This is a genomic window from Janthinobacterium algoris (assembly GCF_051380935.1).
GTDB lineage: Bacteria > Pseudomonadota > Gammaproteobacteria > Burkholderiales > Burkholderiaceae_D > Janthinobacterium.
Map to the genome: position 1 here is coordinate 90,700 of NZ_JBNYXZ010000019.1, position 24,339 is coordinate 115,038.

General features: G+C 61.9%; 20 protein-coding genes and 1 pseudogene. 9 read left to right on the forward strand and 12 right to left on the reverse strand.

Translation table 11 applies throughout. The annotated features are described in order from the left end of the window. Position 1: 1 nt before the first annotated feature. Positions 2 to 1,165: a dipeptidase gene (locus tag ACQ4W7_RS23785; RefSeq protein ID WP_436533732.1), complete on the forward strand. Its 1,164-nt coding sequence runs from the start codon at positions 2 to 4 to the stop codon at positions 1,163 to 1,165. Here ACQ4W7_RS23785 and ACQ4W7_RS23790 read toward each other — a convergent pair. The 7 genes from ACQ4W7_RS23790 to xapA all read right to left on the reverse strand — a co-directional run bounded on the left by ACQ4W7_RS23790 (position 1,162) and on the right by xapA (position 9,744). Then, positions 1,162 to 2,379, reverse strand: coding sequence for a nucleoside deaminase (locus ACQ4W7_RS23790; RefSeq protein ID WP_436533774.1), 1,218 nt, complete (start codon positions 2,377 to 2,379; stop codon positions 1,162 to 1,164). The genes ACQ4W7_RS23785 and ACQ4W7_RS23790 overlap by 4 nt on opposite strands. Before the next feature lie 4 nt (positions 2,380 to 2,383). After that, a complete protein-coding gene (locus tag ACQ4W7_RS23795) occupies positions 2,384 to 2,791 on the reverse strand; it encodes a cytidine deaminase (protein WP_116743284.1) in 408 nt (135 codons plus the stop codon). A 54-nt stretch (positions 2,792 to 2,845) separates the two neighbouring features. After that, complete coding sequence (deoA, locus tag ACQ4W7_RS23800; protein WP_436533734.1) at positions 2,846 to 4,168, reverse strand: thymidine phosphorylase; 1,323 nt, start codon at positions 4,166 to 4,168, stop codon at positions 2,846 to 2,848. A gap of 75 nt (positions 4,169 to 4,243) precedes the next feature. Next, the gene (locus ACQ4W7_RS23805) at positions 4,244 to 6,625 is read right to left on the reverse strand and encodes an aldehyde dehydrogenase family protein (RefSeq protein ID WP_436533736.1); all 2,382 of its coding nucleotides are present in this window, start codon (positions 6,623 to 6,625) and stop codon (positions 4,244 to 4,246) included. A 12-nt stretch (positions 6,626 to 6,637) separates the two neighbouring features. Beyond that, the gene (deoC, locus tag ACQ4W7_RS23810; protein WP_436533738.1) at positions 6,638 to 7,597 is read right to left on the reverse strand and encodes a deoxyribose-phosphate aldolase; all 960 of its coding nucleotides are present in this window, start codon (positions 7,595 to 7,597) and stop codon (positions 6,638 to 6,640) included. Continuing rightward, positions 7,594 to 8,787: a phosphopentomutase gene (locus tag ACQ4W7_RS23815; RefSeq protein ID WP_436533740.1), complete on the reverse strand. Its 1,194-nt coding sequence runs from the start codon at positions 8,785 to 8,787 to the stop codon at positions 7,594 to 7,596. Before ACQ4W7_RS23815 ends, deoC begins: the two co-directional genes overlap by 4 nt. Positions 8,788 to 8,904: 117 nt before the next feature. Continuing rightward, the gene (xapA, locus tag ACQ4W7_RS23820; RefSeq protein WP_436533742.1) at positions 8,905 to 9,744 is read right to left on the reverse strand and encodes a xanthosine phosphorylase; all 840 of its coding nucleotides are present in this window, start codon (positions 9,742 to 9,744) and stop codon (positions 8,905 to 8,907) included. Positions 9,745 to 10,110: 366 nt separating this feature from the next. Between xapA and ACQ4W7_RS23825 the strand changes: the two genes are divergently transcribed. The 3 genes from ACQ4W7_RS23825 to ACQ4W7_RS23835 all read left to right on the forward strand — a co-directional run bounded on the left by ACQ4W7_RS23825 (position 10,111) and on the right by ACQ4W7_RS23835 (position 13,186). Then, on the forward strand, positions 10,111 to 11,268 hold the full coding sequence (locus tag ACQ4W7_RS23825) for a carbohydrate kinase family protein (protein ID WP_436533744.1): 1,158 nt from the start codon (positions 10,111 to 10,113) through the stop codon (positions 11,266 to 11,268). 1 nt (position 11,269) lies between these two features. After that, complete coding sequence (locus ACQ4W7_RS23830) at positions 11,270 to 12,199, forward strand: pseudouridine-5'-phosphate glycosidase (protein ID WP_436533746.1); 930 nt, start codon at positions 11,270 to 11,272, stop codon at positions 12,197 to 12,199. A gap of 84 nt (positions 12,200 to 12,283) precedes the next feature. After that, on the forward strand, positions 12,284 to 13,186 hold the full coding sequence (locus tag ACQ4W7_RS23835; RefSeq protein WP_426074212.1) for a LysR family transcriptional regulator: 903 nt from the start codon (positions 12,284 to 12,286) through the stop codon (positions 13,184 to 13,186). A gap of 78 nt (positions 13,187 to 13,264) precedes the next feature. Here ACQ4W7_RS23835 and ACQ4W7_RS23840 read toward each other — a convergent pair whose 3' ends face one another. Further along, on the reverse strand, positions 13,265 to 13,501 hold the full coding sequence (locus ACQ4W7_RS23840; RefSeq protein ID WP_426074211.1) for a hypothetical protein: 237 nt from the start codon (positions 13,499 to 13,501) through the stop codon (positions 13,265 to 13,267). Positions 13,502 to 13,592: 91 nt separating this feature from the next. Between ACQ4W7_RS23840 and ACQ4W7_RS23845 the strand changes: the two genes are divergently transcribed. The 4 genes from ACQ4W7_RS23845 (at position 13,593) to ACQ4W7_RS23860 (ending at position 18,250) form a co-directional block, all read left to right on the forward strand. Next, entirely contained in the window at positions 13,593 to 14,588 is a 996-nt protein-coding gene (locus ACQ4W7_RS23845) for a BMP family lipoprotein (RefSeq protein WP_426074210.1), read from the forward strand. A gap of 81 nt (positions 14,589 to 14,669) precedes the next feature. After that, the gene (locus ACQ4W7_RS23850; RefSeq protein ID WP_426074209.1) at positions 14,670 to 16,199 is read left to right on the forward strand and encodes an ABC transporter ATP-binding protein; all 1,530 of its coding nucleotides are present in this window, start codon (positions 14,670 to 14,672) and stop codon (positions 16,197 to 16,199) included. Continuing rightward, a complete protein-coding gene (locus ACQ4W7_RS23855; protein WP_436533749.1) occupies positions 16,196 to 17,275 on the forward strand; it encodes an ABC transporter permease in 1,080 nt (359 codons plus the stop codon). The genes ACQ4W7_RS23850 and ACQ4W7_RS23855 overlap by 4 nt, the downstream gene beginning before the upstream one ends. A 3-nt stretch (positions 17,276 to 17,278) precedes the next feature. Further along, on the forward strand, positions 17,279 to 18,250 hold the full coding sequence (locus ACQ4W7_RS23860) for an ABC transporter permease (RefSeq protein WP_086145100.1): 972 nt from the start codon (positions 17,279 to 17,281) through the stop codon (positions 18,248 to 18,250). Between the two features lie 525 nt (positions 18,251 to 18,775). Here ACQ4W7_RS23860 and ACQ4W7_RS23865 read toward each other — a convergent pair. Next, positions 18,776 to 19,360: pseudogene (locus ACQ4W7_RS23865) on the reverse strand (NUDIX domain-containing protein); the annotation flags it as partial. A 94-nt stretch (positions 19,361 to 19,454) separates the two neighbouring features. On the opposite strand from ACQ4W7_RS23865, the gene ACQ4W7_RS23870 reads away from it, so the two are divergent. After that, positions 19,455 to 20,219, forward strand: a complete 765-nt coding sequence (locus tag ACQ4W7_RS23870; RefSeq protein ID WP_436533751.1) for a DeoR/GlpR family DNA-binding transcription regulator — start codon at positions 19,455 to 19,457, stop codon at positions 20,217 to 20,219. 36 nt (positions 20,220 to 20,255) lie between these two features. On the opposite strand, the gene ACQ4W7_RS23875 is transcribed toward ACQ4W7_RS23870, so the two are convergent. The 3 genes from ACQ4W7_RS23875 to ACQ4W7_RS23885 are packed head-to-tail and all read right to left on the reverse strand — an operon-like array spanning position 20,256 to position 24,287. Continuing rightward, positions 20,256 to 21,326: a S1/P1 nuclease gene (locus ACQ4W7_RS23875; RefSeq protein WP_436533753.1), complete on the reverse strand. Its 1,071-nt coding sequence runs from the start codon at positions 21,324 to 21,326 to the stop codon at positions 20,256 to 20,258. A gap of 8 nt (positions 21,327 to 21,334) precedes the next feature. Further along, positions 21,335 to 22,564, reverse strand: a complete 1,230-nt coding sequence (locus tag ACQ4W7_RS23880) for a phospholipase D-like domain-containing protein (RefSeq protein ID WP_436533755.1) — start codon at positions 22,562 to 22,564, stop codon at positions 21,335 to 21,337. Between the two features lie 16 nt (positions 22,565 to 22,580). Beyond that, the gene (locus tag ACQ4W7_RS23885) at positions 22,581 to 24,287 is read right to left on the reverse strand and encodes a bifunctional metallophosphatase/5'-nucleotidase (protein WP_436533757.1); all 1,707 of its coding nucleotides are present in this window, start codon (positions 24,285 to 24,287) and stop codon (positions 22,581 to 22,583) included. Between the last annotated feature and the right edge of the window lie 52 nt (positions 24,288 to 24,339).

Sequence of the window (24,339 nt, forward strand, 5' to 3'; positions counted from 1 at the left end):
AATGATTATCAGCACCCTCACCGCCGCCAGCCTTGCGCTGGTCGGTGGCTTCCTGTCCGCTCCCGTCCTCGTCGACGAGCACCTCAACCGTGTCCACCCGCCGTCCGGCAAGGTGCCATCGACAGCCACTGTGGCCCTGCACCAGAGCCTGTGGATCGCCGACCTGCACGCCGACAGCTTGCTATGGCAACGCAATCTGAACCGCGACAGCCAGCGCGGCCATGTCGACTTCCCCCGCCTGCAGCGGGCCAACGTGGCGCTGCAAGCGTTTTCCGTCGTCACCAAGACGCCGCGCAAGATGAATATCGAGCGCAATGGCAGCGATACGGACAACATCACGACACTGGTGATGGCGCAAGGCTTGCCGCCCGCCACCTGGAACAGCCTGCTGGCACGCGCCACCTACCAGGCCGACGAGCTGCGCCAGCAAGCGGCCAAGAGCCATGGCAAGGTCCGCGTGATCGGCAGCCGCGCCCAGCTGCGCGGTTTCATCGCCGCGCGCGAAAAGGATCCCGCCCTGCTTGCCGGCTGGCTGACACTGGAAGGCGCGCATGCGCTCGAAGGCAAGCTGGACAACCTCGATACCTTGTACCGGGCGGGCTTCCGCATGGCCGCACCCACGCATTTCTTCGATACGGAACTGTCCGGCTCCCAGCATGGTTTGAAAAAAGGCGGCCTGACGCCACTGGGCCGGCAATGGCTGCGCGCCATGGAGCAGCGCAAGATGATCGTCGACCTGGCACACGCCTCGCCTGCCACCATCGACGACGTGTTAACTTTGACGAAACGCCCCGTGATGGTGTCGCACACGGGCGTGCGCGGCACCTGCGCCAATGGACGCAACCTGAGCGACGCACAATTGAAACGCATCGCCGCCCAGGGTGGCCTGGTGGGCATCGGTTTCTGGAATACGGCCGTCTGCGGCAAGGATGCGGCATCCATCGCGCGCGCCATCAAGTACACGGTAAAACTGATCGGCGCGGAACACGTGGCCTATGGCTCGGACTTCGATGGCGCCGTCACCACGGCCATCGATGCAAGCGGCTTGCCGCGCTTGACGCAGGCGCTGCTCGATGCGGGCTTGTCGGAGGCGCAAATCCGCCGCGTGGCGGGCGAAAACGTGCGCGACTTCTTACTCAAGAACCTGCCCGACGACGACGCCTAGCCCAAGGCGCTGATCAAAGCCTGGTGAGCCACCTGGCGTGGCCGGATGCGTATCAGCTTGCGGTACAGGGGCGGCATGGCGTCGCACAGCGCCAGCAGCGCGTCTTCCGCCATGGCCGGGTGCACGTACTGGAATTGTGCCGGATTATTCTCCGGCAGCGCCCCTTCCATGGTGGAGCCATAGGCGCCCAGAGTCATGAAACTGGCGGCGCTGTCGTCCGGGCCGATGGCCAGCACGAAAGTGCCATACTTGGGGTGACCCAGGTAGCTTTTGATCTCCTCCTGCCGCGCCGGCTCCGCATTCACCATCAATTCATAACGCAATTGCGCATACTGGCGCGTGCATTCCATAAATGGCGTACGGATGGTCGACTGCGCCAATTTTCCCGGCATGCACAACAACAGGTTGCCAAAGGAATCGAGCAAGGCGGCCGCGTCGCCCTGGCCGCCATCGCGCACATCCTGCTCCATGGCCGCCTGCAGGAATGGCGCCAGGCCAGCATCGGGCGCATGTGGCTCGCAGCGGTAAGTCAAAGCGTCGGGATAGCGGCGGCGCAGAGCGCGCACCACGGCATGCTCGGACGGCAAGGTGGCCGGATCGCGTAGATGCACGTCGTCGCCGGCGTTCAGCAACTGCATCACCTGCGCCGATGTCGCTTCGAACACGAGCGAGCACAATGCCTGCGTCGCCTCGTGGATGCTCTTGCCGATGAAAAAAGATCTGGGCGCGGCGCCGGACGGCAGGCGCGCATACTCGGTGGCACCGCGCACGGCCGGATAGCAAAAGCTGCGGCCGGCCTGGGCCTGCAGCGGCGCCGGCAAAGCCGTGAACGTGGCAGCGCCATCGTAATTGATGCCCGCCTTGACGTCGGGCGCGGCTACCACTACGTTGAAACCGGCCGCCAGAATGGCACCCGTGCACATGCAGCACGGGTCGAGCGAGGTGACGATGGTCAGCTCACCCGGCGGCGGCAAGGGCGTGCCCTTGGCCCGTTCGGCAAAATACCAGTCCACCAGTTGGCGCTCGCCATGCGCGGTGGGGTCGAACACCAGGCCCTGGCGCACGACATTGTTATGCATCGATTGCAGCACATTGCCGGCGCCATCGAGCAGCACGCCACCCACGCCGAAGGTACCCTGCGTCTTGGCGGCCATGGCTTCGGCCGCGGCAATCGCCACGGCGGCCTGGATGTCGATCGTCTTGTTCAAGCGGATCCTGTTACTGCATGTCCAGGTCGGAATTGCCGAAGCCGTGCGGCAGCAGCCAGCCCGCCGTCACTTCCATGACATCGTTTTTCAGGTTCGTCAGGATCACCGGCAGGTCGGCGCCGCCCATCTCGAAGATCACCTGGCGGCAGGCGCCGCATGGCGAGATCGGTTCCGCCGTATCGCCCGTGACGGCCAGCTTGGCGAAATCGCCCGGCTTGCAGCCATGCGCGATGGCGCTGAAAAACGCCGTGCGCTCGGCGCAGTTGCACAGGCCATACGCGGCGTTTTCCACGTTACAGCCACGGAAGACGCGGCCATCCTTGCACAGCAGGGCTGCGCCCACCTTGAAACGCGAATACGGCGCGTAGGCCAGTTCACGGCCAGCATTGGCTTCGGCGATCAGTTCTTGGTTATTCATTTTTATATCTATGTGTTGAGGTCACCCCAGATCTTGCTATGGGGCTAAAAGTATTTACGGACGAATGGTACGGTAAATGACAGGATTGGGCGTCAGCGCCACTGCGCTGATGGCATACGCATCCTGGATTTCCTTGACGGCTTGCTGCGCTGCCGCTGGCGTACGCGCATGCACCATGGCCAGCGGCTGGCCGACAGCCACTGGCTCGCCCAGGCCCACCAGATCCGTCAGGCCGACAGCGAAATCGATACTGTCCGTCGGGCGACGGCGGCCACCACCCAAGGCCACCACGGCCAGGCCGATGGCGCGGCAATCGCGCACATTCGCGTAACCGGACGACAGCGCTGGTGCCGGCACGACGAACGGCGCCTGCTCCAGGTGCTTGTCCGGATCCTCGATCAAGTCCGCCGGGCCGCCCAGCGCGGAGACCATGCGCGAGAAGCGCTCGGCCGCTTCGCCCGAATCGAGGGCAGCCATCAATTTCACGCGCGCTTCTTCTTCAGTCGCAGCCAGGCCGCCCAGCACCAGCATCTCGGCGCACAGCGCCAGGGTGACTTCATGCAGGCGCGCGGGACGCGAACGGCCCGTCAGGTAATCCATGGCGCCACGCACTTCCAGCGCATTGCCAGCATATGGCGCCAGCGATTCGTTCATGTCCGTCAGGATGGCCGACGTCTGCATGCCCGCGCCATTGCCGACGGCGACAATGCTCTCGGCCAGCTCCACCGACTTGTCATAGGTCGGCATGAAGGCGCCCGTGCCCACTTTGACATCCATCACCAGCGCGTCCAGGCCGGCCGACAGTTTCTTCGACAGGATGGAGCCGGTGATCATGGCCACCGATTCCACCGTGGCGGTGACGTCGCGGATGCTGTAAAAACGCTTGTCGGCCGGCGCCAGCTGCGCCGTCTGGCCAATGATGGCCACGCCGATATCCTGCACCACCTTGCGGAACAGTTCATTGTCCGGCACGGTGCAGTAGCCGGGAATGGCATCGAACTTGTCCAGCGTGCCGCCCGTGTGGCCCAGGCCGCGGCCCGAGATCATCGGCACGTAACCGCCGCACGCGGCGACCATAGGGCCCAGCAGCAGGGAAACGACGTCGCCCACGCCGCCCGTCGAATGCTTGTCGACGACAGGGCCGGGCAGGTTCAGCGAACGCCAATCGAGCACGTGGCCGGAATCGCGCATGGCCAGGGTGAACGCCACGCGCTCGTCCATGTTCATGTCGTTGAAAAAGACGGCCATTCCCAGCGCCGCGATCTGGCCTTCGCTGACGCTGCCGTCAGTGATGCCACGCACGAAAAACTGGATTTCCTCGGCGCTCAACACGCCCTTGTCGCGCTTCTTGCGAATAATTTCCTGGGTTAACAACATCGAATAACTCCGATCATGAGATTTGGGGTCAGAGCCGACAGCTCTGACCCCAGCTTTGCCAGCACTACTTATCGATTAGACGCCGTAAGGAATCCACACGTTTTTCACTTGCGACGCATGCGCCAGCACGGCACGGCCGCCGCTTTGGGCGGCGCTATACCAGTCGCGGCCTTTGGCGCCGCCGACCCAGGTGCGCTTCAGGGTAGCAGCCGACAAGCGCTCGACTTCCGCGCAGCCTTCGGCGGAACCGTCGTGGCGCCAGACGGCGTCGATGTCGGCGTGCGTGGCCAAGGTGCGCGCCAGTTCATCGGCGTTGCCGCTGATGATGTTGACGACGCCGCCAGGCAAGTCGGACGTATCGAAAACCTGGTACAGGTCCAGCGCGGAGAGCGGATGCGCTTCCGATGGCACCACCACCACGCGGTTGCCCAGCGCGATGGCCGGCGCCACCAGCGAGATGAAGCCCAGCAAAGGCGCTTCATTCGGGCAAACGATGCCGATCACGCCAACCGCTTCGTTCAGCGCCACGGTGATGCCCTTGGTGGGCGGCTGGTGCGCCAGGCCATCGTACTTGTCGGCCCAGGCCGCGTAATAGAACAGGCGTTCAATCGATGCCTGCACTTCCTTCTCAGGATCTTTACTGCCCGTCATGGCGGCAATGCGGGCGGCAAATTCATCGGCGCGCGCCGCCAGGTTTTCGGCGATGTAGTACAGCACTTGCGCGCGATTGTGCGCCGTCGCGCTGCTCCAGCCGGACGCTTTATGCGCCGCTTCGACAGCGTTGCGGATATCCTTGCGACTACCCACGCCCACTTCGGCCAGCAGGGCGCCGTTCGCGCCGAATACGGGCGCGCTGTAGGCGCTGTCAGGGCGCGCCTGCTTGCCGCCGATGTACATCTTGGCCGTGCGGTCGATGGCGATGGGGTCGGCTACCGCCGGTTTCGCATTCCCTTTGGCCTTGGCCTGCACCACCGGCAAGGCCGGGCGCGCATCTTCGGCCAGGGCCGTCATGTATTCCAGCATGCCTTCGCGGCCGCCTTCGCGGCCGAAGCCCGATTCCCGATAGCCGCCGAAGCCGCAAGCGGCATCGAACTGGTTGGCGCTGTTGATCCACACCACGCCAGCCTTGATGGCGGGAGCGATATCGAGGGCCAGGCTGATCGACTCGGTCCACACGCTGGCGGCCAGGCCGTACACCGTGTTGTTCGCCAGTTGCACCGCTTCAGGCGGCGTGCGGAAGCTCATCGCCACCAGTACGGGACCGAAGATTTCAGCCTGTGCCACGGCGGCCGACGTGGACGCGCCCGTGATCAGGGTGGGCGGGAACCACGAACCATCGGCAGGCAATTCACACGCCGGTTGCCACACGTCGCAGCCTTCGGCGCGGGCGGTATCGACCAGCGCGGCGATGCGCTGGCGCTGCACCGGATCGACCAGCGCGCCCACGTCCATCGATTTGTCCAGGGGCGAACCGAGGCGCAGGTTTTCCATGCGCGCGCGCACCTTGTTCAGGAAGCGTTCCTGGATCGATTCCTGCACCAGCAGGCGCGAACCGGCGCAGCACACTTGTCCCTGGTTGAACCAGATCGAATCGACCAAGCCTTCCACGGCGCCATCCAGGTCCGCGTCTTCAAAGACGATGAACGGCGACTTGCCGCCCAGCTCCAGCGACAGCTTCTTGCCGCTGCCGGCCGTCGCTACACGAATCAAACGGCCCACTTCCGTGGAGCCCGTAAACGCGATCTTGTCGACGCCAGGATGGTTGACGATGGCCGAACCCACGCGGCCGTCGCCGGTGACGATATTGACCACGCCGGCCGGCACGCCAGCTTGCAGGCACAACTCGGCGAACAGCATGGCGGTCAGCGACGTGAATTCAGCCGGCTTGAAGACCACCGTGTTACCGGCCGCCAGGGCCGGGGCGATTTTCCACGACAGCATCAGCAGGGGGAAATTCCACGGCACGATCTGGCCCACCACACCCACGGCGCGGTAGTCGGCGAATTCTTCCGATTGCAGCTGCGCCCAGCCGGCGTGATGATAAAAATGGCGCGCGGCCAGCGGCAGATCGATATCGCGCGTTTCGCGGATGGTCTTGCCGTTGTCCAGGGTTTCCAGTACGGCGAACAGACGCGAATGCTTCTGCAGCAAGCGTGCCAGCGCGTACATGACCTTGGCGCGGCCATGGCCACCCATGCCTTGCCAAACGGGCAGCGCGCGGCGCGCCGCTTCCACGGCGCGTTCCACGTCAAGGTCGCTCGCTTGCGTCAGCTCGGCCAGGGCACTGCCGTCGGCCGGATTGGTCGAAGCGAACAGCTCGGCCGGCTCGCTCCAGACATTGTCGATGAACAGGCCGAATGTGCGCTGGTGGCCGTCGAGCCACGCCTGTGCTTCTTTTTGACTTTCGGGAGCAGGGCCGTAGTCCATAGTAGTGAGAATCTCGTTAATTGTAGGCATGACGAATGTTCTTTAAGGTTGTGCGTGACGATGATTGGCCGAGTAGCTGCCGGTGACGTAGTGCTCGAGCTGGCGCTCGATGTCGGTCAGCAGGCTGGAAGCGCCGATGCGGAACAGGTGCGGCTGCAGCCATTCGTTGCCCAGTTCTTCCTTCATCAGGGTCAGGTATTGCAGCGCGCTCTTGGCCGAGCTGACGCCGCCGGCAGGCTTGAAGCCCACCTGGAAGCCCGTCTGCTCGTGGTATTCGCGGATCGTGCGCACCATCGTCAGGGCCACGGGAATGGTGGCGTTCACGCCTTCCTTGCCGGTGGAGGTTTTGATGAAATCGGCGCCTGCCATCATGCAAACCCACGAAGCCTTGGCCACGTTTTCCATGGTCAGCAAATCGCCCGTGGCCAGAATCGCCTTCACGTGCGCTTCGCCGCAGGCCTTGCGGTAAGCCAGCATTTCGTCGTACAGCACTTGCCAGTTGCCGTTCAGGACATGCTGGCGCGTGATGACGATATCGATCTCGGAAGCGCCGGCGGCGACCGACAGTTCGATCTCGCGCAGCTTCGTTTCCATGCTCGTCAGGCCGGCCGGGAAACCCGTCGACACGGCGGCGATGGGCAAGCGGCCCTGGATGACTTTCACGGCCGGCTGGATCATCTCGTGGTACACGCACACGGCGCCGGTGCTCAATTGCGTCAAGCCCAGGGCATCCATCAGGTCGGAGCGCAAGGGGCGCATGGCCTTCATGCACAGGCGTTCCACGCGGCCCGGCGTATCGTCGCCGCCCAGGGTGGTCAGGTCGATCATCTGGATGGCTTTCACCAGCCAGGCGGCCTGGTATTCCTTTTTCACCGTACGGCGGTTCGCCAGGCTGGCCGCGCGGCGGTCTGTCGCGGCGCGGTTGACGCGGATCTGGTTGATCCAGCCCAGGTCGAGGCCTACGGCCTCGTTACGCTTGAATTCGGGGTGCATGAGTGTCATAACAAGCTGGTTCCATTAGCAAGTGGTGGTACGCCAAGGTGCTTGGCGAGGGTTTGGCCAATATCGGAGAACGTCTCGGAAATACCCAGTGCGCGCGGGGCGACGCCGGGACCGAAGAAGATCATCGGAATGTGTTCGCGGGTGTGGTCGGAGCCGTGCCAGGTCGGGTCGCAGCCATGGTCGGCGGTGATCACGACCAGGTCGCCTTCCTTGAGCTTGGCCATGAATTCCGGCAGGCGGGCATCCATTTCGCGCAGTGCGTCGGCATAGCCCTCGACGTTGCGGCGGTGGCCGAAGGCCTGGTCGAAATCGACGAAATTGACGAAGGTGAGCGACTTGTCCTGCACTTCATCGGCCGTCTTCAACAGCGCTTCGAACAGCGCCATGTTGTCGACGCCCTTGACGACGCGCGAGATGCCTTGAGCAGCGAAAATGTCGCTGATCTTGCCCAGGCCGACGACTTCGCCACCGGCATCCTTGACGTGATCGAGCAGGGTCTTGCTTGGCGGCGCGACGGCATAGTCGTGGCGATTGCTGGTGCGCGTGTAGTTGCCATTGCTGCCGGTGAACGGGCGTGCGATGACGCGACCGATGTTGTACGGTTCGACCAGCTTGAAGGCCATTTCGCACACCTGGTACAGGCGCTCGAGGCCGAACGATTCTTCGTGCGCGGCGATCTGCATCACCGAGTCGCCCGACGTATAAATAATCAGCTTGCCGGTGGCGACGTGTTCATCGCCATGCTTGTTGATGATGTCCGTGCCCGAAGCATGGCAGTCGCCGAGGAAGCCGGGCACGCCCGACATGGCTTTTAGTTTGTCGGTCAAGTCGGCGGGGAACGACGGCGTGGTGCGGGGAAAATATCCCCAGTCGAATTCCACGGGCACGCCGGCGATTTCCCAATGGCCGCTCTGTGTATCCTTGCCGGTGGAGCGCTCGCGCGCCGCGCCGTAGGCGCCGGTGAAACCGTCGCGCTGGTCGAAGCCCGTGGCCCATTCGCCGCTGGCCAGGTGCGCCGCGGCGCCCAGTCCCAGGCGTTCCATGTTCGGGAGTTTCAAGGTCTTGCCGCTTTTGGCGACAGTGCTGGCAATGTGGCCAAAGGTATTGGCACCTGCGTCGCCATACTTGGCGGCGTCTGGCGTCGCGCCAAGGCCGAAGGAATCAAGCAGGAGGATAAATGCGCGTGACATGATAAGGCTCGCTTTATGGAATGATGCGGGATGATGCGGATAGTGTAGGCCGGATTTCCCCGGCCTGCCGCGCGGCAGCGCCGGTGGCCGGCGCGCCGCTACTGCGTAAAAAAGTGCTTAAGCTTGCGGTTTTTCAGCAACCTTGGCCAGGAAAGCCAGGATCAGCTTGACCAGGTCTTTCGCGCCGATGGCCGCGTATTTCAGGGTTTGTTCGTGCGACAGGGCGAATGGCGACATGCCTTCGGCCAGGTTGGTGATGACGGACACGCCCACCACTTTCAGGTCGCAATGACGGGCCGAGACCACTTCCGGCACCACGGACATGCCAACCGTGTCGGCGCCCAGGCGGGCCATCATGCGGATTTCCGCAGCGGTTTCGAAGTTCGGGCCAGGGTAGGCGACGAACACGCCTTCGTGCAGGGTGATGCCGCTGGCGGCCGCCGTGTCCTTGACTTGCTGGCGCAGTTCGGCGTCATAGGCGTTGGCCATGCTGAAGAAGCGCGGACCGAAGCGGTCGTCGTTCGGGCCGACCATCGGCGTGCCTGGCAGCAGGTTGATATGGTCGCTGATGGCCACCAGGCTGCCGGCGTCCACTTCAGGGCGCAGGGAACCGGCGGCGTTGGTGACGAACAGCATTTCGCAGCCCAGCAGTTTCAGGGTGCGGATGGCGCTCGTCATCACGCCCATGCCATAGCCTTCATAGAAGTGGCCACGGCCCTTCATGCAGACGACGGCGACGCCCGACAGGTTGCCGACCACCAGTTCGCCGGCATGGCCGTGCACGGTGCTGATCGGGAAACCCGGCAATTCGTCAAAGCTGATGCTGACGGCGTCCGTCATCTGCTCGGCCAATACACCCAGGCCGGAGCCGAGGATCATCGCCACGCGCGGCTTGAAATTTTCTGGGGCGCGGGCACGGATGATTTCGGCGGCGTGGAAAGGGGTGTTATTAGACATGGTTATCCTCTGTTTGACTGATGATGATGGTTGCTTCCCCGGTAAGGGACTGCGGCCCAGGTATCGGGTATGTATGGTGTTACAGGTATATCGAAATGCGTATTGCCTCTATTTGCCGCCACTATGCATCAAACGGAATATGTATGGCAAATACCATTTTTCTTGCCCATTTATATAATTCAAATATAAATGGCCGATATTATAGTCGAGACAAGCCCAGGTTCGCCATGCCCGGGAAATGCATGCATACAAGCTCCATACGACCACTTTTGGCGCATGCCTGACACGAATCTCACACACGCTTGACACAACAAAGACAAATGTTTACAGTTTAAGACAAATGTTTAACCCTTCGACGAAAACCCAGTGAACGATACCAATAAAAAAGACCAGCTGTACACGCTGATCCGCAACAACCCCTTCATCTCGCAGCAAGACCTGGCGAGCGAGCTGGGCTTGTCGCGCTCGGCCGTCGCCGGCCATATCGCTGGACTCATACGCGAGCGGCGCCTGCTGGGACGCGCTTACGTGCTGCCCGACAGCCGCCCCGTGCTGTGCATCGGTGCCGCCAACCTCGACCGCAAGATGCGCACTCTGGCGACCCTGCAGATGGGCACCTCGAATCCCGTGCGCTCGGAAGAAGTGTTTGGCGGTGTAGGCCGCAACATCGCGGAAAACCTGGCCCGCCTGTCGATCCCGGTCGCCCTGCTGACGGCGCTGGGCGACGACGCTGCCGGCCACGCCCTGCAGACGCATGCGGAAGACGCGGGTATCGATATGCGCGGCAGCTTACATCTGAGCAACACCAGCAGCGGCACTTACACGGCCGTGCTCGACGAACATGGCGAAATGCTGCTGGCGATGGCCAACATGCAACTCTACGAACAGCTGACCCCAACCTTTTTGCATAGCCGCCAGCCGCAGCGCGCCGCCGCCGCTCTCACCGTCTGCGACCTGAACCTGGGCCACGACAGCGTGCAAACACTGCTGGCCGACGCGCGCCAGGACGCGGCCCACGCAACGCCGCTCGTCATCGTCGCCGTCTCGCAGCCAAAGATGGCGCACCTGCCGCAAGACCTGACGGGCTTGCACCTGCTGATCTTGAACCGGGGCGAACTGGAAACGCGCGTGGCGCGCGCCTTGCCGACGGCGTTTGAGGTGCGCGCCGCCTGCCGCGAAGTGCAGCGCCAGGGCGCGCGCCAGGTGATCGTCACCTGCGGCGGCGAAGGCGTGTACTTTACGGATGGCGACAGCCCGGACGCGCCTATTGTCCACCTGGCCGCGCGCGAAGTGGACGCCGTCGACGTGACGGGCGCTGGCGACGCGTTTTCCGCCGCCGTCTGCTGGTCGCTGTACCACGACAGCAGCGATTTGAAACTGGCGTGCCGGCGCGGTCTGAAGCTGGCCGCCATGACCCTGGAATCCGACGCCACCGTCTCGCCCCTGATTTCGGCCGGCGCGCTCGACGACATCGACGACGCCGATCTGGCGCCGCCTCCCCCTAGCCTCTTTCAACAGGACTAACATGACCCAATTACAGAATTTCCTCTTGTTCTCGCAAGAAGTACTCGACGCGCGCGCCGCCGGCAAGGCCATCGTGGCGCTGGAATCGACCATCATTTCGCACGGCATGCCGTATCCGCAAAACGTGGAAATGGCGCGCGAAGTGGAACAGATCATCCGTGACGGCGGTGCCGTGCCGGCCACCATCGCCATCATCGGCGGCAAGATTTGTGTGGGCTTGTCGCCAGAGCAGCTGGAACTGCTGGGCACCTCGCCCGACGCCATGAAGGTCAGCCGCCGCGACCTGCCGTTCGTCTTGTCGCAGGGTAAATTGGGCGCCACCACCGTGGCCGCCACCATGATTTGCGCGCAGCTGGCCGGCATCGCCGTGTTCGTTACGGGCGGCATCGGCGGCGTGCACCGCGGCGCGGAAACCAGCTTCGACATTTCCGCCGACTTGCAGGAACTGGCGCAAACCTCGGTGGCCGTCGTCTGCGCGGGCGTCAAATCCATCCTCGACATCGGCCTGACCCTGGAATACCTGGAAACGCATGGCGTGCCCGTCATCAGCGTGGGCCAGGAAGGTTTTCCCGCTTTCTTTACGCGCGAAAGCGGCTTCAAGGCCGATTTCCGCCTCGATACCGCCGCCGAGCAGGCCGCCTTCATCGACACCAAGTGGCAGCTGGGCTTGACAGGCGGTGTGATCGTCAGCAACCCGGTGCCGGCCGCGCAAGCCATGCCGAAGGAAGAAATCGACGCGATCACCACGCAAGCGCTGCAAGAAGCGGACGCGGGCGGCGTGAAGGGCAAGCAAGTCACGCCATTCCTGTTGTCGCGCATCAAGCAGTTGACGGACGGGCGCAGCCTGGCGACGAATATCGCCCTGGTCAAGCACAATGCCCAGGTCGGCACCGCGCTGGCCATTGCCATGCAGGCGCTCGTGGCACGATAATAAGACTGCTGTATAGAAGTGTGCGCACTGCCAGCGGTGCACACACAGTTCCATCGCCTAGCAAGACGCAACGCCAAGGAAAGCATGTCCATCGATCTGAAACAGTTAAAGTATTTTCTTGCCGTCGCCGAGGAGAAAAGCTTCAGCCGCGCCGCCGAGCGCCTGCATATCTCGCAGCCGCCCCTGAGCCAGCAGATCATGAAACTGGAAAGCGAATTGGGCGTGCGCCTGTTTGCGCGCACCACGCGCACCTTCGAGCTGACCGTGGCGGGCAAGGCGCTGATGAACGAGGCAGCCGATCTGCTGGCCAAGATGCGCATGACCATCGACACCATCCGTCAGATCGACCGCGGCGAAGTGGGCCGCTTACGCGTGGGCATCGTCGGCTCGGCCATGTGGGGTCCCATCCCCAGCCTGCTGGAAGAATTCCAGACCAAATTTCCCCGCGTCACCTGGACCATCCATGAATTCGGTCCCACGGTGCAATACGAAGCCTTGCGCGCCAAGCAGATCGACGTGGGTTTCTGGCGCGAACCGAAGCTTAACGACGACGACTTGCGTCACGATAATTTACGCCAGGAATTGTGCTTCCGCGAAAACGTCTGCGTGGCCGTCAATGAACACCATCCGCTGGCAAAAAACACGGCCATCGAGCTGATCGACATCGCTCACGAGCCCATGCTCACCTTGAACCTCGACAAGTCGGCCTTTCCCCGCTACCTGGTGCAATGCTGCATCAATGCCGGTTTCGAGCCCGTGATTTTCCAGGAAGCGAGCGAGCCGCAAACCTTGCTGGCCATGGTGGGCGCGGGCCTGGGCGTGACCCTGGTGCCGGAAACCACGAGCCGCATCGGCTGGCCCGGCGTCGTCTTCCTGCCGATCAAGACCAATCCCCCATCGGCCAATCTGTACATCAGCTACACCACACTGGACGACGCCCCTGTCGTGCGGGCCTTCCTGAATATCATCAATCCCCCGTCAACCTGACGCCAGGCTGACGCGGCCCGGTCTGACGCGGCCAATTTATATGACTTTCATATAAATAGCTAAACAAAAACGTATTTGTCATACATATCTGGCATGATGCATAGTGATCCGGACGCCCATCGCGGCGCCGGTTCCGTGCTTGCCCTGCCCGTCAATTGACGGCGCATCCCAGCCCGCTCCGGCAGCCACATTCGATGTTGTACCTATAAAAGAGACGGGGCGCGACTGTTGCATGAGCATCACATTGACGACATTAAAGCAGACAAGGCCAGCAATGATCTTGTGCAATACAGTGCAATGTTGATAAGGAATCATCACCTCGTGCATCAAAAACAGGCTAAATCGGCCCCAAATTATATGTTTCACCTATAAAAAATATACAATATCGATCTTCCAGGAGCCACTCATGAAACTTACACAATTTAGTTTGACGATCGCAGCCGTATTTTTAACTGCTCAAGCGTCCGCGGCTACCCCAAAACTGGGTGTCGTGTATGACGCGGGCGGCAAGTTCGACAAGTCGTTCAACCAATCCGCTTTCGAAGGCGCATCACGCTTCAAAAAAGACACAGGCATTTCCTTCATCGAAGTGCAGGCCTCAAGCGATACGCAGGCTGAACAAGTCATGCGTGGCCTGGCCCGCAAGAAACTCGACATGATTGCCGCCATCGGCTTTGCGCAAACGCAAGCCGTGCAAAAGGTCGCCAAGGAATTTCCGAATGTGAAATTCGTGCTGATCGACGGCCAGGCTGCCGGCAGCAACGTCAATTCCGTCGTCTTCAAGGAAGAAGAAGGCTCCTACCTGGTGGGCGTGGCTGCGGCCATGGCCAGCAAGAGCAAGAAAGTCGGCTTTATCGGCGGCATCGATATTCCCCTGATCCGCAACTTCGCCTGTGGCTACGCGCAAGGCGTCAAGGCCGTGAACGCGAAGACGGAAATCACGCAAAACATGGTTGGCACCACCTCCGGCGCCTGGAATGATCCGGCCAAGGGTGGCGAACTGGCCCGCTCGCAATTCGAGCGCGGCGTCGATGTCGTCTTCGCCGTCGCTGGCGGCAGCGGCATGGGCACCCTGCAAATGGCCAAGGAAAAAGGCAAGCTGGCGATCGGCGTCGATTCGAACCAGAATGGTTTGTATCCAGGCAGCATCCTGACTTCGATGGTCAAGCGCGTCGACAACACCGTGTATGACAGCTTCATGCAAGTCAAGAACGGCACCTGGAAGGGCGGCGTCAGCTACAAAGGATTGAAAGAAGGCGGCGTGGATTGGGCGCTCGACGCCAACAACCGCAAGCTGATTACGCCAGAAATCGAAAAGCGCGTGTTGGGTGCGCGTAAGGACATTATCGATGGCAAGATCAAAGTGATCGATTACCGCGTCGGCAGCAGCTGCCCGGTTTAATTTTTCTCCGTATCTTCTAGCGCGCCGCCGGGGCCTGTCCCCGCGCGGCGCGTTTCCATGAAACTATCCAGTTATGAACCTATGCAGCCAGCAGTAGAATTTCGCAGCATTTCCAAGCAGTTTGGACATGTGAAGGCGAACGCCGACGTCAGCTTCTCCATCGCCAAGGGCAGTATCCACGGCCTGGTGGGGGAAAACGGCGCCGGCAAATCGACCTTGATGAGCATCCTGTACGGGTATTACCGTGCCGACGGCGGAGAAATCTTGCTCGACGGAAAAGTACAGCCTATCCGCAACAGCCAGGAAGCGATCAATCTCGGCATCGGCATGGTGCACCAGCATTTCATGCTGGTCGAGAACTTCACCGTCCTCGACAATATCATGCTGGGCACGGAAGGCGGTTTTCGTCTGGCCAGCCATCGCACCGAAGCGGAAGCCAAATTGCGCGACATTTGCACGCGCTACCGCCTCGACGTCGACCCGCTGGCGAAGATCGAAGACCTCTCCGTCGGTGCGCAGCAGCGGGTGGAAATTCTCAAGCAGATTTACCGCAGCGCCAATATCCTGATCCTCGACGAGCCGACGGCCGTGCTGACGGCGCAAGAAACGGCCTCGCTGTTTGAAATCCTGCGTCTGTTCAAGGAGCAAGGCAAAACCATCATCCTGATCACGCACAAGCTGCAAGAGATCCTGGAAATCACCGACAACGTCACCGTCATGCGCGGCGGCACGGTGGTGGGCGCCGTCGCCACGGCGACCACCTCGAAAGAGGAACTGGCCAATATGATGGTCGGCCGCCCCATCCAGAGCCATCTGCCGCGTGCGCCCTACAACCCGGGCGCCACGGTGCTGGAAGTGGATGGTTTGCAACTAGCCGACGCGCAACAGGTCAAATTGCTGGCCGACATCGGTTTCAACTTGCGTGCCGGCGAAATCGTCGCCATCGCGGGCGTTTCCGGCAATGGCCAGAGCGAACTGCTGGAAATTTTGTCCGGCATGCGTTTGCCCACTTCGGGCAAGCTGCGCTTCCTGGACAAGGACTTGCCATTTGCCAAGCGCACTGACGCCGACGGTTTGCCGCTGGCCTTCCGCGAACTGGGCATCGCCCATATTCCGGAAGACCGTTTGCGCGATGGCGTGGTGAAGAATTTCTCCGTCATGCAAAACACCATCCTCGGCTACCAGGATCACCTGAAAAACCGCTGGGGCTTGTTCAACTTCAAGGCTATCGGCGCCCGCTGCGCGGAACTGCTGAAGACTTTCGACGTACGCCCGGCCAACCCGGACTTGCGCATCGGCTTGTTGTCGGGCGGTAACCAACAAAAGGTGGTGATCGCGCGCGAAGTGCTGGCCAAGCCGAAACTGATGCTGGTGGGCCAGCCCACGCGCGGCGTCGACATCGGCACCATCGAAAGCATCCATACGCAATTGCTGGCCCTGCGCGACGCAGGCGTGGCGATCCTGCTGGTGTCCGTCGAACTGGAAGAAGTGCGGGCGCTGGCCGACCGCATTCTCGTCATGTGCGGCGGACGCATCACCGGCGAACTGAAAATTGAAGAATTCGATACCACCCGCATCGGTCTGTTGATGGGGGGAATGCATAAATCATGAATAACGACTTGCCACGCTGGGCGACAGCCTTTGTCATGCCCATGTTAAACCTGCTGTCGGCCTTGCTGGTCGCCGCCCTGGTAATTTATATGCTGGGCGAAGACCCAGCCGAATCGCTGGGTATCCTCGTCAACAGCGCCATCCTCAATCCGGAAGGCCTGAGCTACACCCTGTTCTACGCCAGCACCTTCATTTTCACGGGCCTGTCGGTTTCCGTGGCGATGCAGGCCGGCCTGTTCAATATCGGTTCCGAAGGCCAGATGTATATCGGCGGCCTGGGCTTGACGGTGGCCATGCTGGCCTTCGATCAGACCCTGCCCGCCTGGCTCTTGATTCCCGCCGCCATGATCGGTGCGGCCCTGTTCGGCGCGCTGTGGGGCTTGCTGCCCGGCTATCTGCAAGCTAAGCGCGGCAGCCATATCGTCGTCACCACCATCATGTTCAACTTCATCGCCGCCAGCCTGATGAACTTCATCATCGTGAAGTACCTGATTCCACCGGGCGAGCAGAACACGGCCAGCCGCGTGTTTGCGGAAAGCGGCGAAATGCCGCGCCTCTCCACTTGGTTCCCGTCGCTGGGCGACACGCCGCTGAACATCAGTTTCCTGCTGGCAATTGCCGCGCTGGTCATCTATGGCGTGATGGTCTGGCGCTCGTCGTGGGGCTTCAAGCTGCGCGCCACGGGCCTCAACAAGCATGCGGCCCACTATGCGGGCGTGTCAATCAGCAAGATGATCATCATCGTCATGCTCATTTCCGGCGCGCTGGCGGGCTTGGGTTCCGTCAATTCCATCATGGGTTCGACGCATTATTTGTCGCTCAACTTCGTCGGTGGCGCCGGCTTCATCGGCATCGCCATCGCGCTGATGGGCCGCCAGCATCCGGTCGGCATCTTCCTGTCGGCCGTGCTGTTCGGCGCGCTGATCCAGGGCGGCTTCGACCTGTCGCTGGAAAAACCGAATATCCCGACGGAAACCTTCATTTTCATCCAGGGCTTGATCATCCTGTTCTGCGGCGCGATGGAAAACTTTTATGCTCCGGCCATTTCCGCCCTGCTCAAGCGCACCAAAGGCTAAACCATGACACTCGACGACTTCCATTTCGCCAGCATCCTGGTATCGACCGTGCGCAATGCGCCCGTCCTGATCTTTGCCGCCATGGCCGGCCTGTTTGCCGAACGCAGCGGCATGATCGACATCGGCCTGGAAGGCAAGATCCTGGCCAGCGCCTTCGCTTCCGCCGCCGTGGCCTACACGACGCAAAACCCGTACTACGGCATGGCGGCCGGCATGCTGGTCTGCGTCGCCCTGGCCCTGCTGCAAGCGTATGTCAGCATCACGCAAAAGGGCAATCAGCTGGTAGCCGGCATGGCCATCAATATCGCCATGAGCGGCCTGACGTTTGTTCTGGCGCAATTTTTCTTCCAGCAAGGCGGCCGCACGCCCGACCTCGGTTCGGCGCGGCTGTTCGACGTGGTCTTGCCGGGCACACAGTACGTGGAGCACATTCCCTTCATCGGCTGGGTGTATGCCCATCTGATCGGCGGCCATTCCATCCTCGTCTACGTGGCCTTCCTGCTGATTCCGCTCGTGCACTGGCTGCTGTACCACACGCGCTTCGGCCTGCGCCTGCGCGCCTGCGGCGAAAACCCGCATGCGGCGGACTCGGCCGGCGTCAGCGTGGAAGCGACGCGCTACCTGGCCATGCTGGTGGCCGGCATCCTGTGCTCGTTCTCGGGCGCCTACCTGGCCATCGTGCAAAGCGGCTTCTTCCTGCGCGACATGTCGGCCGGCGCCGGCTACCTGGCCCTGACGGCCATGGTGTTCGGCAACTGGCGTCCCGTCTACACTTTCCTGGGCTGTCTGATGTTCGGCTTCTTCGCCGCCATCCAGATCCAGATCGAAGGCGTGGACTTGCCTGTCGTGGGCCGCATCCCCGGCTCGCTGATCCAGATGGTGCCGTACGTGGTTACGGTGATCGTGCTGGCGGGCTTGATGGCGAAATCCATCGCGCCAAAGGCTATCGGTATCCCATTCGTGAAATCGCGTTAGGAGCACCTGAGAAAATACCCATGGCGTCGTTGCATTGCCTCGTCGTACATTCGTACTGCCTTCGGCAAGACGCCTAGCCCTGGGAATTTTTCAGGCGCTCCCTAAAATGACAAAAAGCGAAGCCCGTGGGCTTCGCTTTTTTTACGCCTGTGCAATCTCGTCCAGCGAGAAAAATACAGGGAGACCCAGGCCGCGCGCCACGGCCACCATCTGGTCGGCGCCCTGGGACGCGCCGACTAGGCGCAGTACGGCATCGCAATGGCTGAGCAAACGCGTCGCATGCGCGTGGAACAGTTCCTCATACACGGCATCGCCCACCCGGATTGAACCGGCCAGCGCCAGCATAGGCAGAGCCAGCCATTCACCGAGCACGGGCATGTGTCCCTTGGCATACAGCGGCAGGCAGACGGCTTGCATGGCCGCCAAATTCGCCGCCATCAGGGCGGGATCGTCGCCCGTGCCGGAACGGTAGGGGCCGGCAACCAGAATCTGCAGGCCCCGCCGCATCGCTTGCGCTGGCGGCATCAAGTGCAACTGCGCATGCTGCAGCAACATGATGGTCTTGCCATCGCAGATGCGGCCATCGGCCACCATCTGCAGCGCTTGCGCCAGAGGCAGCTCGAGCACTTCAATATCCTCGCCTTCATGCGCCAGGCCGCCGCCGTTGCCGATGCGGCTGGCGGGGTCGTATTCGGCAACAAAGAAATGCAGGCGCTCCGTCACGGAACCGGGGCTCATGAAAGCCTGGAATATCTTTTGCACCTGCCCCACCCGGTAACCGGTTTCCTCTTCCACTTCGGCGCGGATGCGCTGCTCCGCACTAGCCTCTTCCAGCAAGCCGGCCGCTGTTTCGATGAGGAAACCATCGTGGCCCTCGCGGTAAGTGGGAAAGCGGAACTGGCGGATCAGGATCACCGTGCGTTTGACTTTGTTGTAGAGCAGGATGGTGGCCCCATCGCCGCGGTCATAGGTTTCCCGCGTCTGCGTCTGCCACCGGCCATCGTGGCGCAAGTAATCGAACGTGGTCTTTTGCAATAAATACCAGTCGTGCGACAGGGTCTGCACGTGCTGTATGCGTACCCGTTGCTGTTCAATATTTTCTTCGCGCATAGTGTCTCCGTGTGCTTGCGTGTGCTTGCCTTTGTCGACTTTATCATGCAAACTCGTGCAATATCAAGAAAATATAAGATAACTCAAGAAACCCATGCTGACACATCAACGCAAACAGTACTTGCTGGACTTGCTCCAGCGCGACGGGCAAATCGTCGCCAGGGCCGTCAGTGATGCCTTGGGCTTGTCGGAAGACACGATACGGCGCGACCTGCGCGAGCTGGCAAAAGAAGGGTTATTGGAACGCGTACACGGTGGCGCCCTGCCCTTGCTGCCGCGCTCGCCCGCGCTGGCGGCGTTTGCGGGGCGCGAACGGATATCGCCCGAAGCCAAACCCGCCATTGGCCGCGCGGCGGCCGCCATGATACAAACGGGACAAGTGGTGTTCCTCGATGGCGGCACGACCGCCGTGCAACTGGCGCGCCAGTTGCCGCGAGAATTGCGCGCCACCATCGTCACGCATAGTCCGTCGATTGCCGTCGAACTGGTGAATCACCCTGGCATCGAGGTGCTGATACTGGGCGGACGCCTGTACAAACACTCCATCGTGGGCGTCGGCGCGGCCACCGTGGAAGCCATAGCCCGCATCCGCGCCGACCTGTATTTCATGGGCGTGTCCAGCCTGCATCCGCAAGCGGGCATCACCACGGGCGATTACGAAGAAGCATGCGTGAAGCGCGCGCTGAGCGAGGCGTCAAACCGCACCGTCGTGCTAGCCTCGCCGGAAAAATTCAATACGGCTTCGCCGTTCCAAATCGTGCCCTTGAGCCAGGTCAACGACATCATCGTGCACCGTGACGTCGACGATGCGTTACTGGCCCCCTACCGCGAGATGGGAATTACCGTTACCCTGGCATGAAAAAAGCGGCCCACAGGCCGCTTTCAAATGACACTTTTACTGTGGCCAGATCGCCTGCAACACGGCGGCCAGGTGATAGCCGCCCTCGATCAGCTGCTGCTTCGCCAGCGCCGAACTGGGCACGGGATAATTGTCCGGCACCGTCAAGGCCCAGACGTTATACACCTCGCCCTTGCGGCTGGCCTGCTGGGTGGCGGGGCCGGCCACCACGTCCGTAAAAGCAATCTTTGACGCCGCCAGCGAGGCATCGGCCCACTGATACGGCCAGATGGAAGGGTCGCCGCTATTGGCGCTCACCACAGGCGAGCTGGCGATCACGGTGCGGGCGAACTGCTGCGGCGTACGCGTGCTCAGGCGGCGCATGGCGTAATCGACCACGGTCGTATCCCAGTAGGAATGCAGGGGCTTGGTGGGCGACTTCGGATACGCGCTGGCGGGCTTGAGCGCGCCCTCTTCCGCCGGTAGCGGCGCGGGAATCACGGCGTCCGACAGTGCCGTCATCTTCGCATCGTCGAGCAGCAGGTCGTTGCCGCCGCGTGCGTTGAAAATGGCGACGTCGTCGATTTGCGCCTGCGTCGCGGGCACGAAAAACTGGCCATCCTTGCCGAGAAACGCATTGCCCACATGCAAAGGCTGGTGGATATCGCCCACCAGGTGCGTGATCAGGATCAGGGCTTCGCGCTGGCTGAAGCCATGCGAATTGCTGGCCGCATCAGCCTTGCCTTGCAATACCAGGATCGCCTGCTTAAGCGTCTGCACGATATCGTCATCGGCCGTGCCCACGCCATGATCATGGTAGTGCGCGTTCTGGAACGGCACATTCGTGTAATGGTATTCGCCATGCTTGGGGTTTGCCGCGACAAAGGTCAGCATTTCCGGCGTTTGCGGACCGCAATACGTGCCCTTCACGCAATCGGGCCAGTTGGCGATCTTTTCCAGGTTTTCGCCAGGCAACAGCAATTGAGTGATGTGCGCCTGCGCCGCACTACCCTTGAGCAATTGATCGGCGATGGCGCCCACGGCGCGGTGACCATCGTTGCCCCACGCCAGTACATTGCCGGAAGCGAAAGCGGCGCCCAGCGCCAGCACGCAGAGTAATTTTTTCATGTTCAGCATTACTCCTTGCCTTGCGGCGCGGCCTTGGCCGGCTTCGGATACTGCTTGTTGATGTCGATGGGCTGCGCATAGACCGAGCTCCACGTCTGCTCATGCAGCGCGGCAATACGCTGTGCCATGGCGTCGTTGCGCAGCACCACTTCCAGGTTGCGCGACAAATCGAAATAGCCGCCCGCCCAATTGCTCGTGCCGACCCAGGCCAGCTTGCCATCGATACTCATGGTCTTGCTGTGGATCACGCGCGCAAATGGAATGAAACCCGTCGAAGCGGCAGGAATCGTCACGATGCGGATTTCCACGTTCGGCACCAGGGCCAGGCTTTTCAGGTAGGCGATGGCGGGCGCTTCCGTGTTCCAGCTTGACACCATCAGCTTGATCTTGACGCCACGCTGGGCGGCTGCGCGCACGGCGTTGTCAATCACGGCATAGTATGGCCGCGTGCGGTTCGGGCCGTAGGACAAGGGCGCGTAATCGAGCAGCTGGATGCGCACTTCGCTTTTCGCTTCCGCCAGCAAGGCGGGCAAACCCGTTTCCGAGTCGCCCACGCCGGCCGGGTTATACGCATTCGGGCTGGCCAGCAAAAAGGCGTTTTGCGCGTAGTTAGCCGGCACGACCTTGCTGTTGAGCACCGTGGCACGGCCGCCTTGCGACGTCAACGCCTGGGCTTGCCAATCCTGCTCGAAGATGGCTTGCACCTGGCCCACCATCGTCGCTTCCGTGATCTTCAAGCCCGCCTCATGGATGTGCTCGAACGAACGCCAGTCGAAATTCTGGCTGCCGATGTACGCCACCTGGCCATCGACGGCCAGGTATTTCGCGTGCACGATACCGTTGCCCGTGATTTTATTGAAATCGATGAGGCGCAAGTCCAGGTTGGGAATGGCCTTGATCTGGGCGATGGTCGCCGCTTCCGACAAGCCCACGCCCTTCTGGTCCAACAGGAAGCGGATTTTCACGCCACGCTGGCCGGCCGCCGTCAAACTGGCCAACACCTTGTCAAAAGCCGTGCCCGGCTTGCTGACAGCATAAAACTGGGCGATGACGATTTCTTTCTTGGCCGAATCGAACAGCTCGCTCCACACGGCAACGGGTTCGCGCAGGTCGGGATTGGTCAAGCTCGTTTCCACGGGCGAAGTGTGCACCAGCTCAAAGCCGGGAATGGTGAAATCCGCGTGGGCCGTGCCCGCGAACAGGGTAGTGACGAGCAGAGAAACAGATAAACGACGCATGGTTATTCCTTGTAAATTATTTGATGCGCACGATGCGCCCGGCCGCCGTGGCGCTGCCAGCGGGCTTGCCGGCGCGCGCACGGTCGATCAGGTAATTGCTGAAAGCGTCGATGTCGCGCACGCCCGTGTCCAGGCGGCGCGTGCCCGCCGCCAGCACGGTAAAGCGGTCGCCGCCATCGGCCAGGAAACTGTTGGCGGCGACACGGTATCGTTGGCCGTCATCAATGGCCACGCCATTCAGCATGATGCTGCCCGGCAGCACGCGCTGGCCCAGCGGCTGCGTGCTGTCCCAGCGGTAGCTGAAGCCTTCCGACACTTGCAGCAGATTGCCCTCGCCGGCCTCTTCGCCCGGCCATTGCTGTTCGAGCAAGGTACGGATTTGCGCGCCAGAAAGACTCACGACGATAAGGGTATTGCCGAACGGTACAACTGCCTGGTTCTGGCCCACGTTCGTCATCAGGTCGGCGCCCGCTTCCAGGTCCTTGCGGATGCCGCCATTATTCATCAGGGCGATTTGCGCACCGGCAGCGCGCGCGCCGAACAGGGTGCTGTCAGCCACCAGGTCGCCCAGCGCGGAAGCACCGCCACCCTTGGTGCTGCGGCCCACGTTCGGCACGGCGATGATAGCCACGGGGCGCGACAATTCGGCCGCACTACGCTGCTTCACCGATTCCAGGTAGGCTGCCACGGCCGGGTCCGGCTCATACATGCCTGGCAGCATGACGACGTTTTGCGCGCTGGCATCGACGACCGCATTCTTGACGGGATCGACCTTGAGCTTGATGCGCGTCAACATGTGTCCGCCCATCTGTGCCTGCGTCACCAGCCGGCCATCGACACGGCACAGATAGCCCTGATGCGAATGGCCGCTGATGACCAGCTGAATGGCCGGGTCGAGGCGTTTCACCACGTCGACCACTTCGCCCTTCAAATGGCTGCAATCGGCCTGATCGACGGCTTCCTTCGTCTCGCCGCCCTGGTGCAGCAGCACGACGAACACGCCCACGCCTTGCGCGCGCAACTGCGGCAAGGTGGCGTTGATGGCGTCCGCTTCATCGCCGAACTGCAGGCCGGCAATGCCAGCGGCCGTCACCACGGACGGCGTATCCTTCAGCACGGCGCCGATCAGGCCCACCTTGACGCCATGTGCCTCTTCGATCCGGTAAGCGGGCAGCAGGGACTTGCCCGTTTGCGTATCGATCACGTTGGCTGCCAGATAGGTATAGCTGGCGCCCTTGAAATTGGGTGTGAACTTGCACGCCTTGTCCGCGCGCGCGGAGTCGCAACCGCCGCGCTGCTGGCGCAGCAATTCCGCCTTGCCCTGGTCAAATTCATGGTTGCCGACCGAACTGGCCTTCATGCCCAGCATGTTCATGGCCACGATGCTGGGCTCGTCCGCCCACATCGCCGACATGGCGGGGCTGGCACCGACCAGGTCGCCATTGCCGACAAAAATCAGTTGCGCATCTTCGCCCCGCCACGCTGTCAGGGCGCCAGACAAGGTATCGATGCCACCGGCCTGCACCGTCCTGCGCTCGGCATCGGCGGTACTCGTGTAGGTGAATTTGCTGCGGTCGAGGTTGCCGTGGAAGTCGTTCAGGGCGACCAGATTGATATCGACGGGCGCCACGGGATGGGTGGCGCAACCGCTCATCAACAGGGCAAGCATGAGCAGACGTGGCAACCTCGCTAGAGGCAGGTGGAGGGAAAGGGGTGGGATCATGCGGAGACTCCTGGACAGGGGGCACCAATGGCAAAGACGGTGAAACATCCTT

Excerpts from the sequence above, each read along its gene's own strand:
- ACQ4W7_RS23875 (WP_436533753.1), bottom strand. The coding sequence starts at position 21,326 with ATGAAAAAATTACTCTGCGTGCTGGCGCTGGGCGCCGCTTTCGCTTCC.
- ACQ4W7_RS23795 (WP_116743284.1), bottom strand. The coding sequence starts at position 2,791 with ATGAATAACCAAGAACTGATCGCCGAAGCCAATGCTGGCCGTGAACTG.
- ACQ4W7_RS23815 (WP_436533740.1), bottom strand. The coding sequence starts at position 8,787 with ATGTCACGCGCATTTATCCTCCTGCTTGATTCCTTCGGCCTTGGCGCG.
- ACQ4W7_RS23835 (WP_426074212.1), top strand. The coding sequence starts at position 12,284 with ATGTCCATCGATCTGAAACAGTTAAAGTATTTTCTTGCCGTCGCCGAG.
- ACQ4W7_RS23860 (WP_086145100.1), top strand. The coding sequence starts at position 17,279 with ATGACACTCGACGACTTCCATTTCGCCAGCATCCTGGTATCGACCGTG.
- ACQ4W7_RS23785 (WP_436533732.1), top strand. The coding sequence starts at position 2 with ATGATTATCAGCACCCTCACCGCCGCCAGCCTTGCGCTGGTCGGTGGC.
- ACQ4W7_RS23850 (WP_426074209.1), top strand. The coding sequence starts at position 14,670 with ATGCAGCCAGCAGTAGAATTTCGCAGCATTTCCAAGCAGTTTGGACAT.
- ACQ4W7_RS23830 (WP_436533746.1), top strand. The coding sequence starts at position 11,270 with ATGACCCAATTACAGAATTTCCTCTTGTTCTCGCAAGAAGTACTCGAC.
- ACQ4W7_RS23840 (WP_426074211.1), bottom strand. The coding sequence starts at position 13,501 with ATGATTCCTTATCAACATTGCACTGTATTGCACAAGATCATTGCTGGC.
- deoA (WP_436533734.1), bottom strand. The coding sequence starts at position 4,168 with ATGTTGTTAACCCAGGAAATTATTCGCAAGAAGCGCGACAAGGGCGTG.
- deoC (WP_436533738.1), bottom strand. The coding sequence starts at position 7,597 with ATGACACTCATGCACCCCGAATTCAAGCGTAACGAGGCCGTAGGCCTC.
- ACQ4W7_RS23870 (WP_436533751.1), top strand. The coding sequence starts at position 19,455 with ATGCTGACACATCAACGCAAACAGTACTTGCTGGACTTGCTCCAGCGC.
- ACQ4W7_RS23805 (WP_436533736.1), bottom strand. The coding sequence starts at position 6,625 with ATGCCTACAATTAACGAGATTCTCACTACTATGGACTACGGCCCTGCT.
- ACQ4W7_RS23880 (WP_436533755.1), bottom strand. The coding sequence starts at position 22,564 with ATGCGTCGTTTATCTGTTTCTCTGCTCGTCACTACCCTGTTCGCGGGC.
- ACQ4W7_RS23855 (WP_436533749.1), top strand. The coding sequence starts at position 16,196 with ATGAATAACGACTTGCCACGCTGGGCGACAGCCTTTGTCATGCCCATG.
- ACQ4W7_RS23885 (WP_436533757.1), bottom strand. The coding sequence starts at position 24,287 with ATGATCCCACCCCTTTCCCTCCACCTGCCTCTAGCGAGGTTGCCACGT.
- ACQ4W7_RS23845 (WP_426074210.1), top strand. The coding sequence starts at position 13,593 with ATGAAACTTACACAATTTAGTTTGACGATCGCAGCCGTATTTTTAACT.
- xapA (WP_436533742.1), bottom strand. The coding sequence starts at position 9,744 with ATGTCTAATAACACCCCTTTCCACGCCGCCGAAATCATCCGTGCCCGC.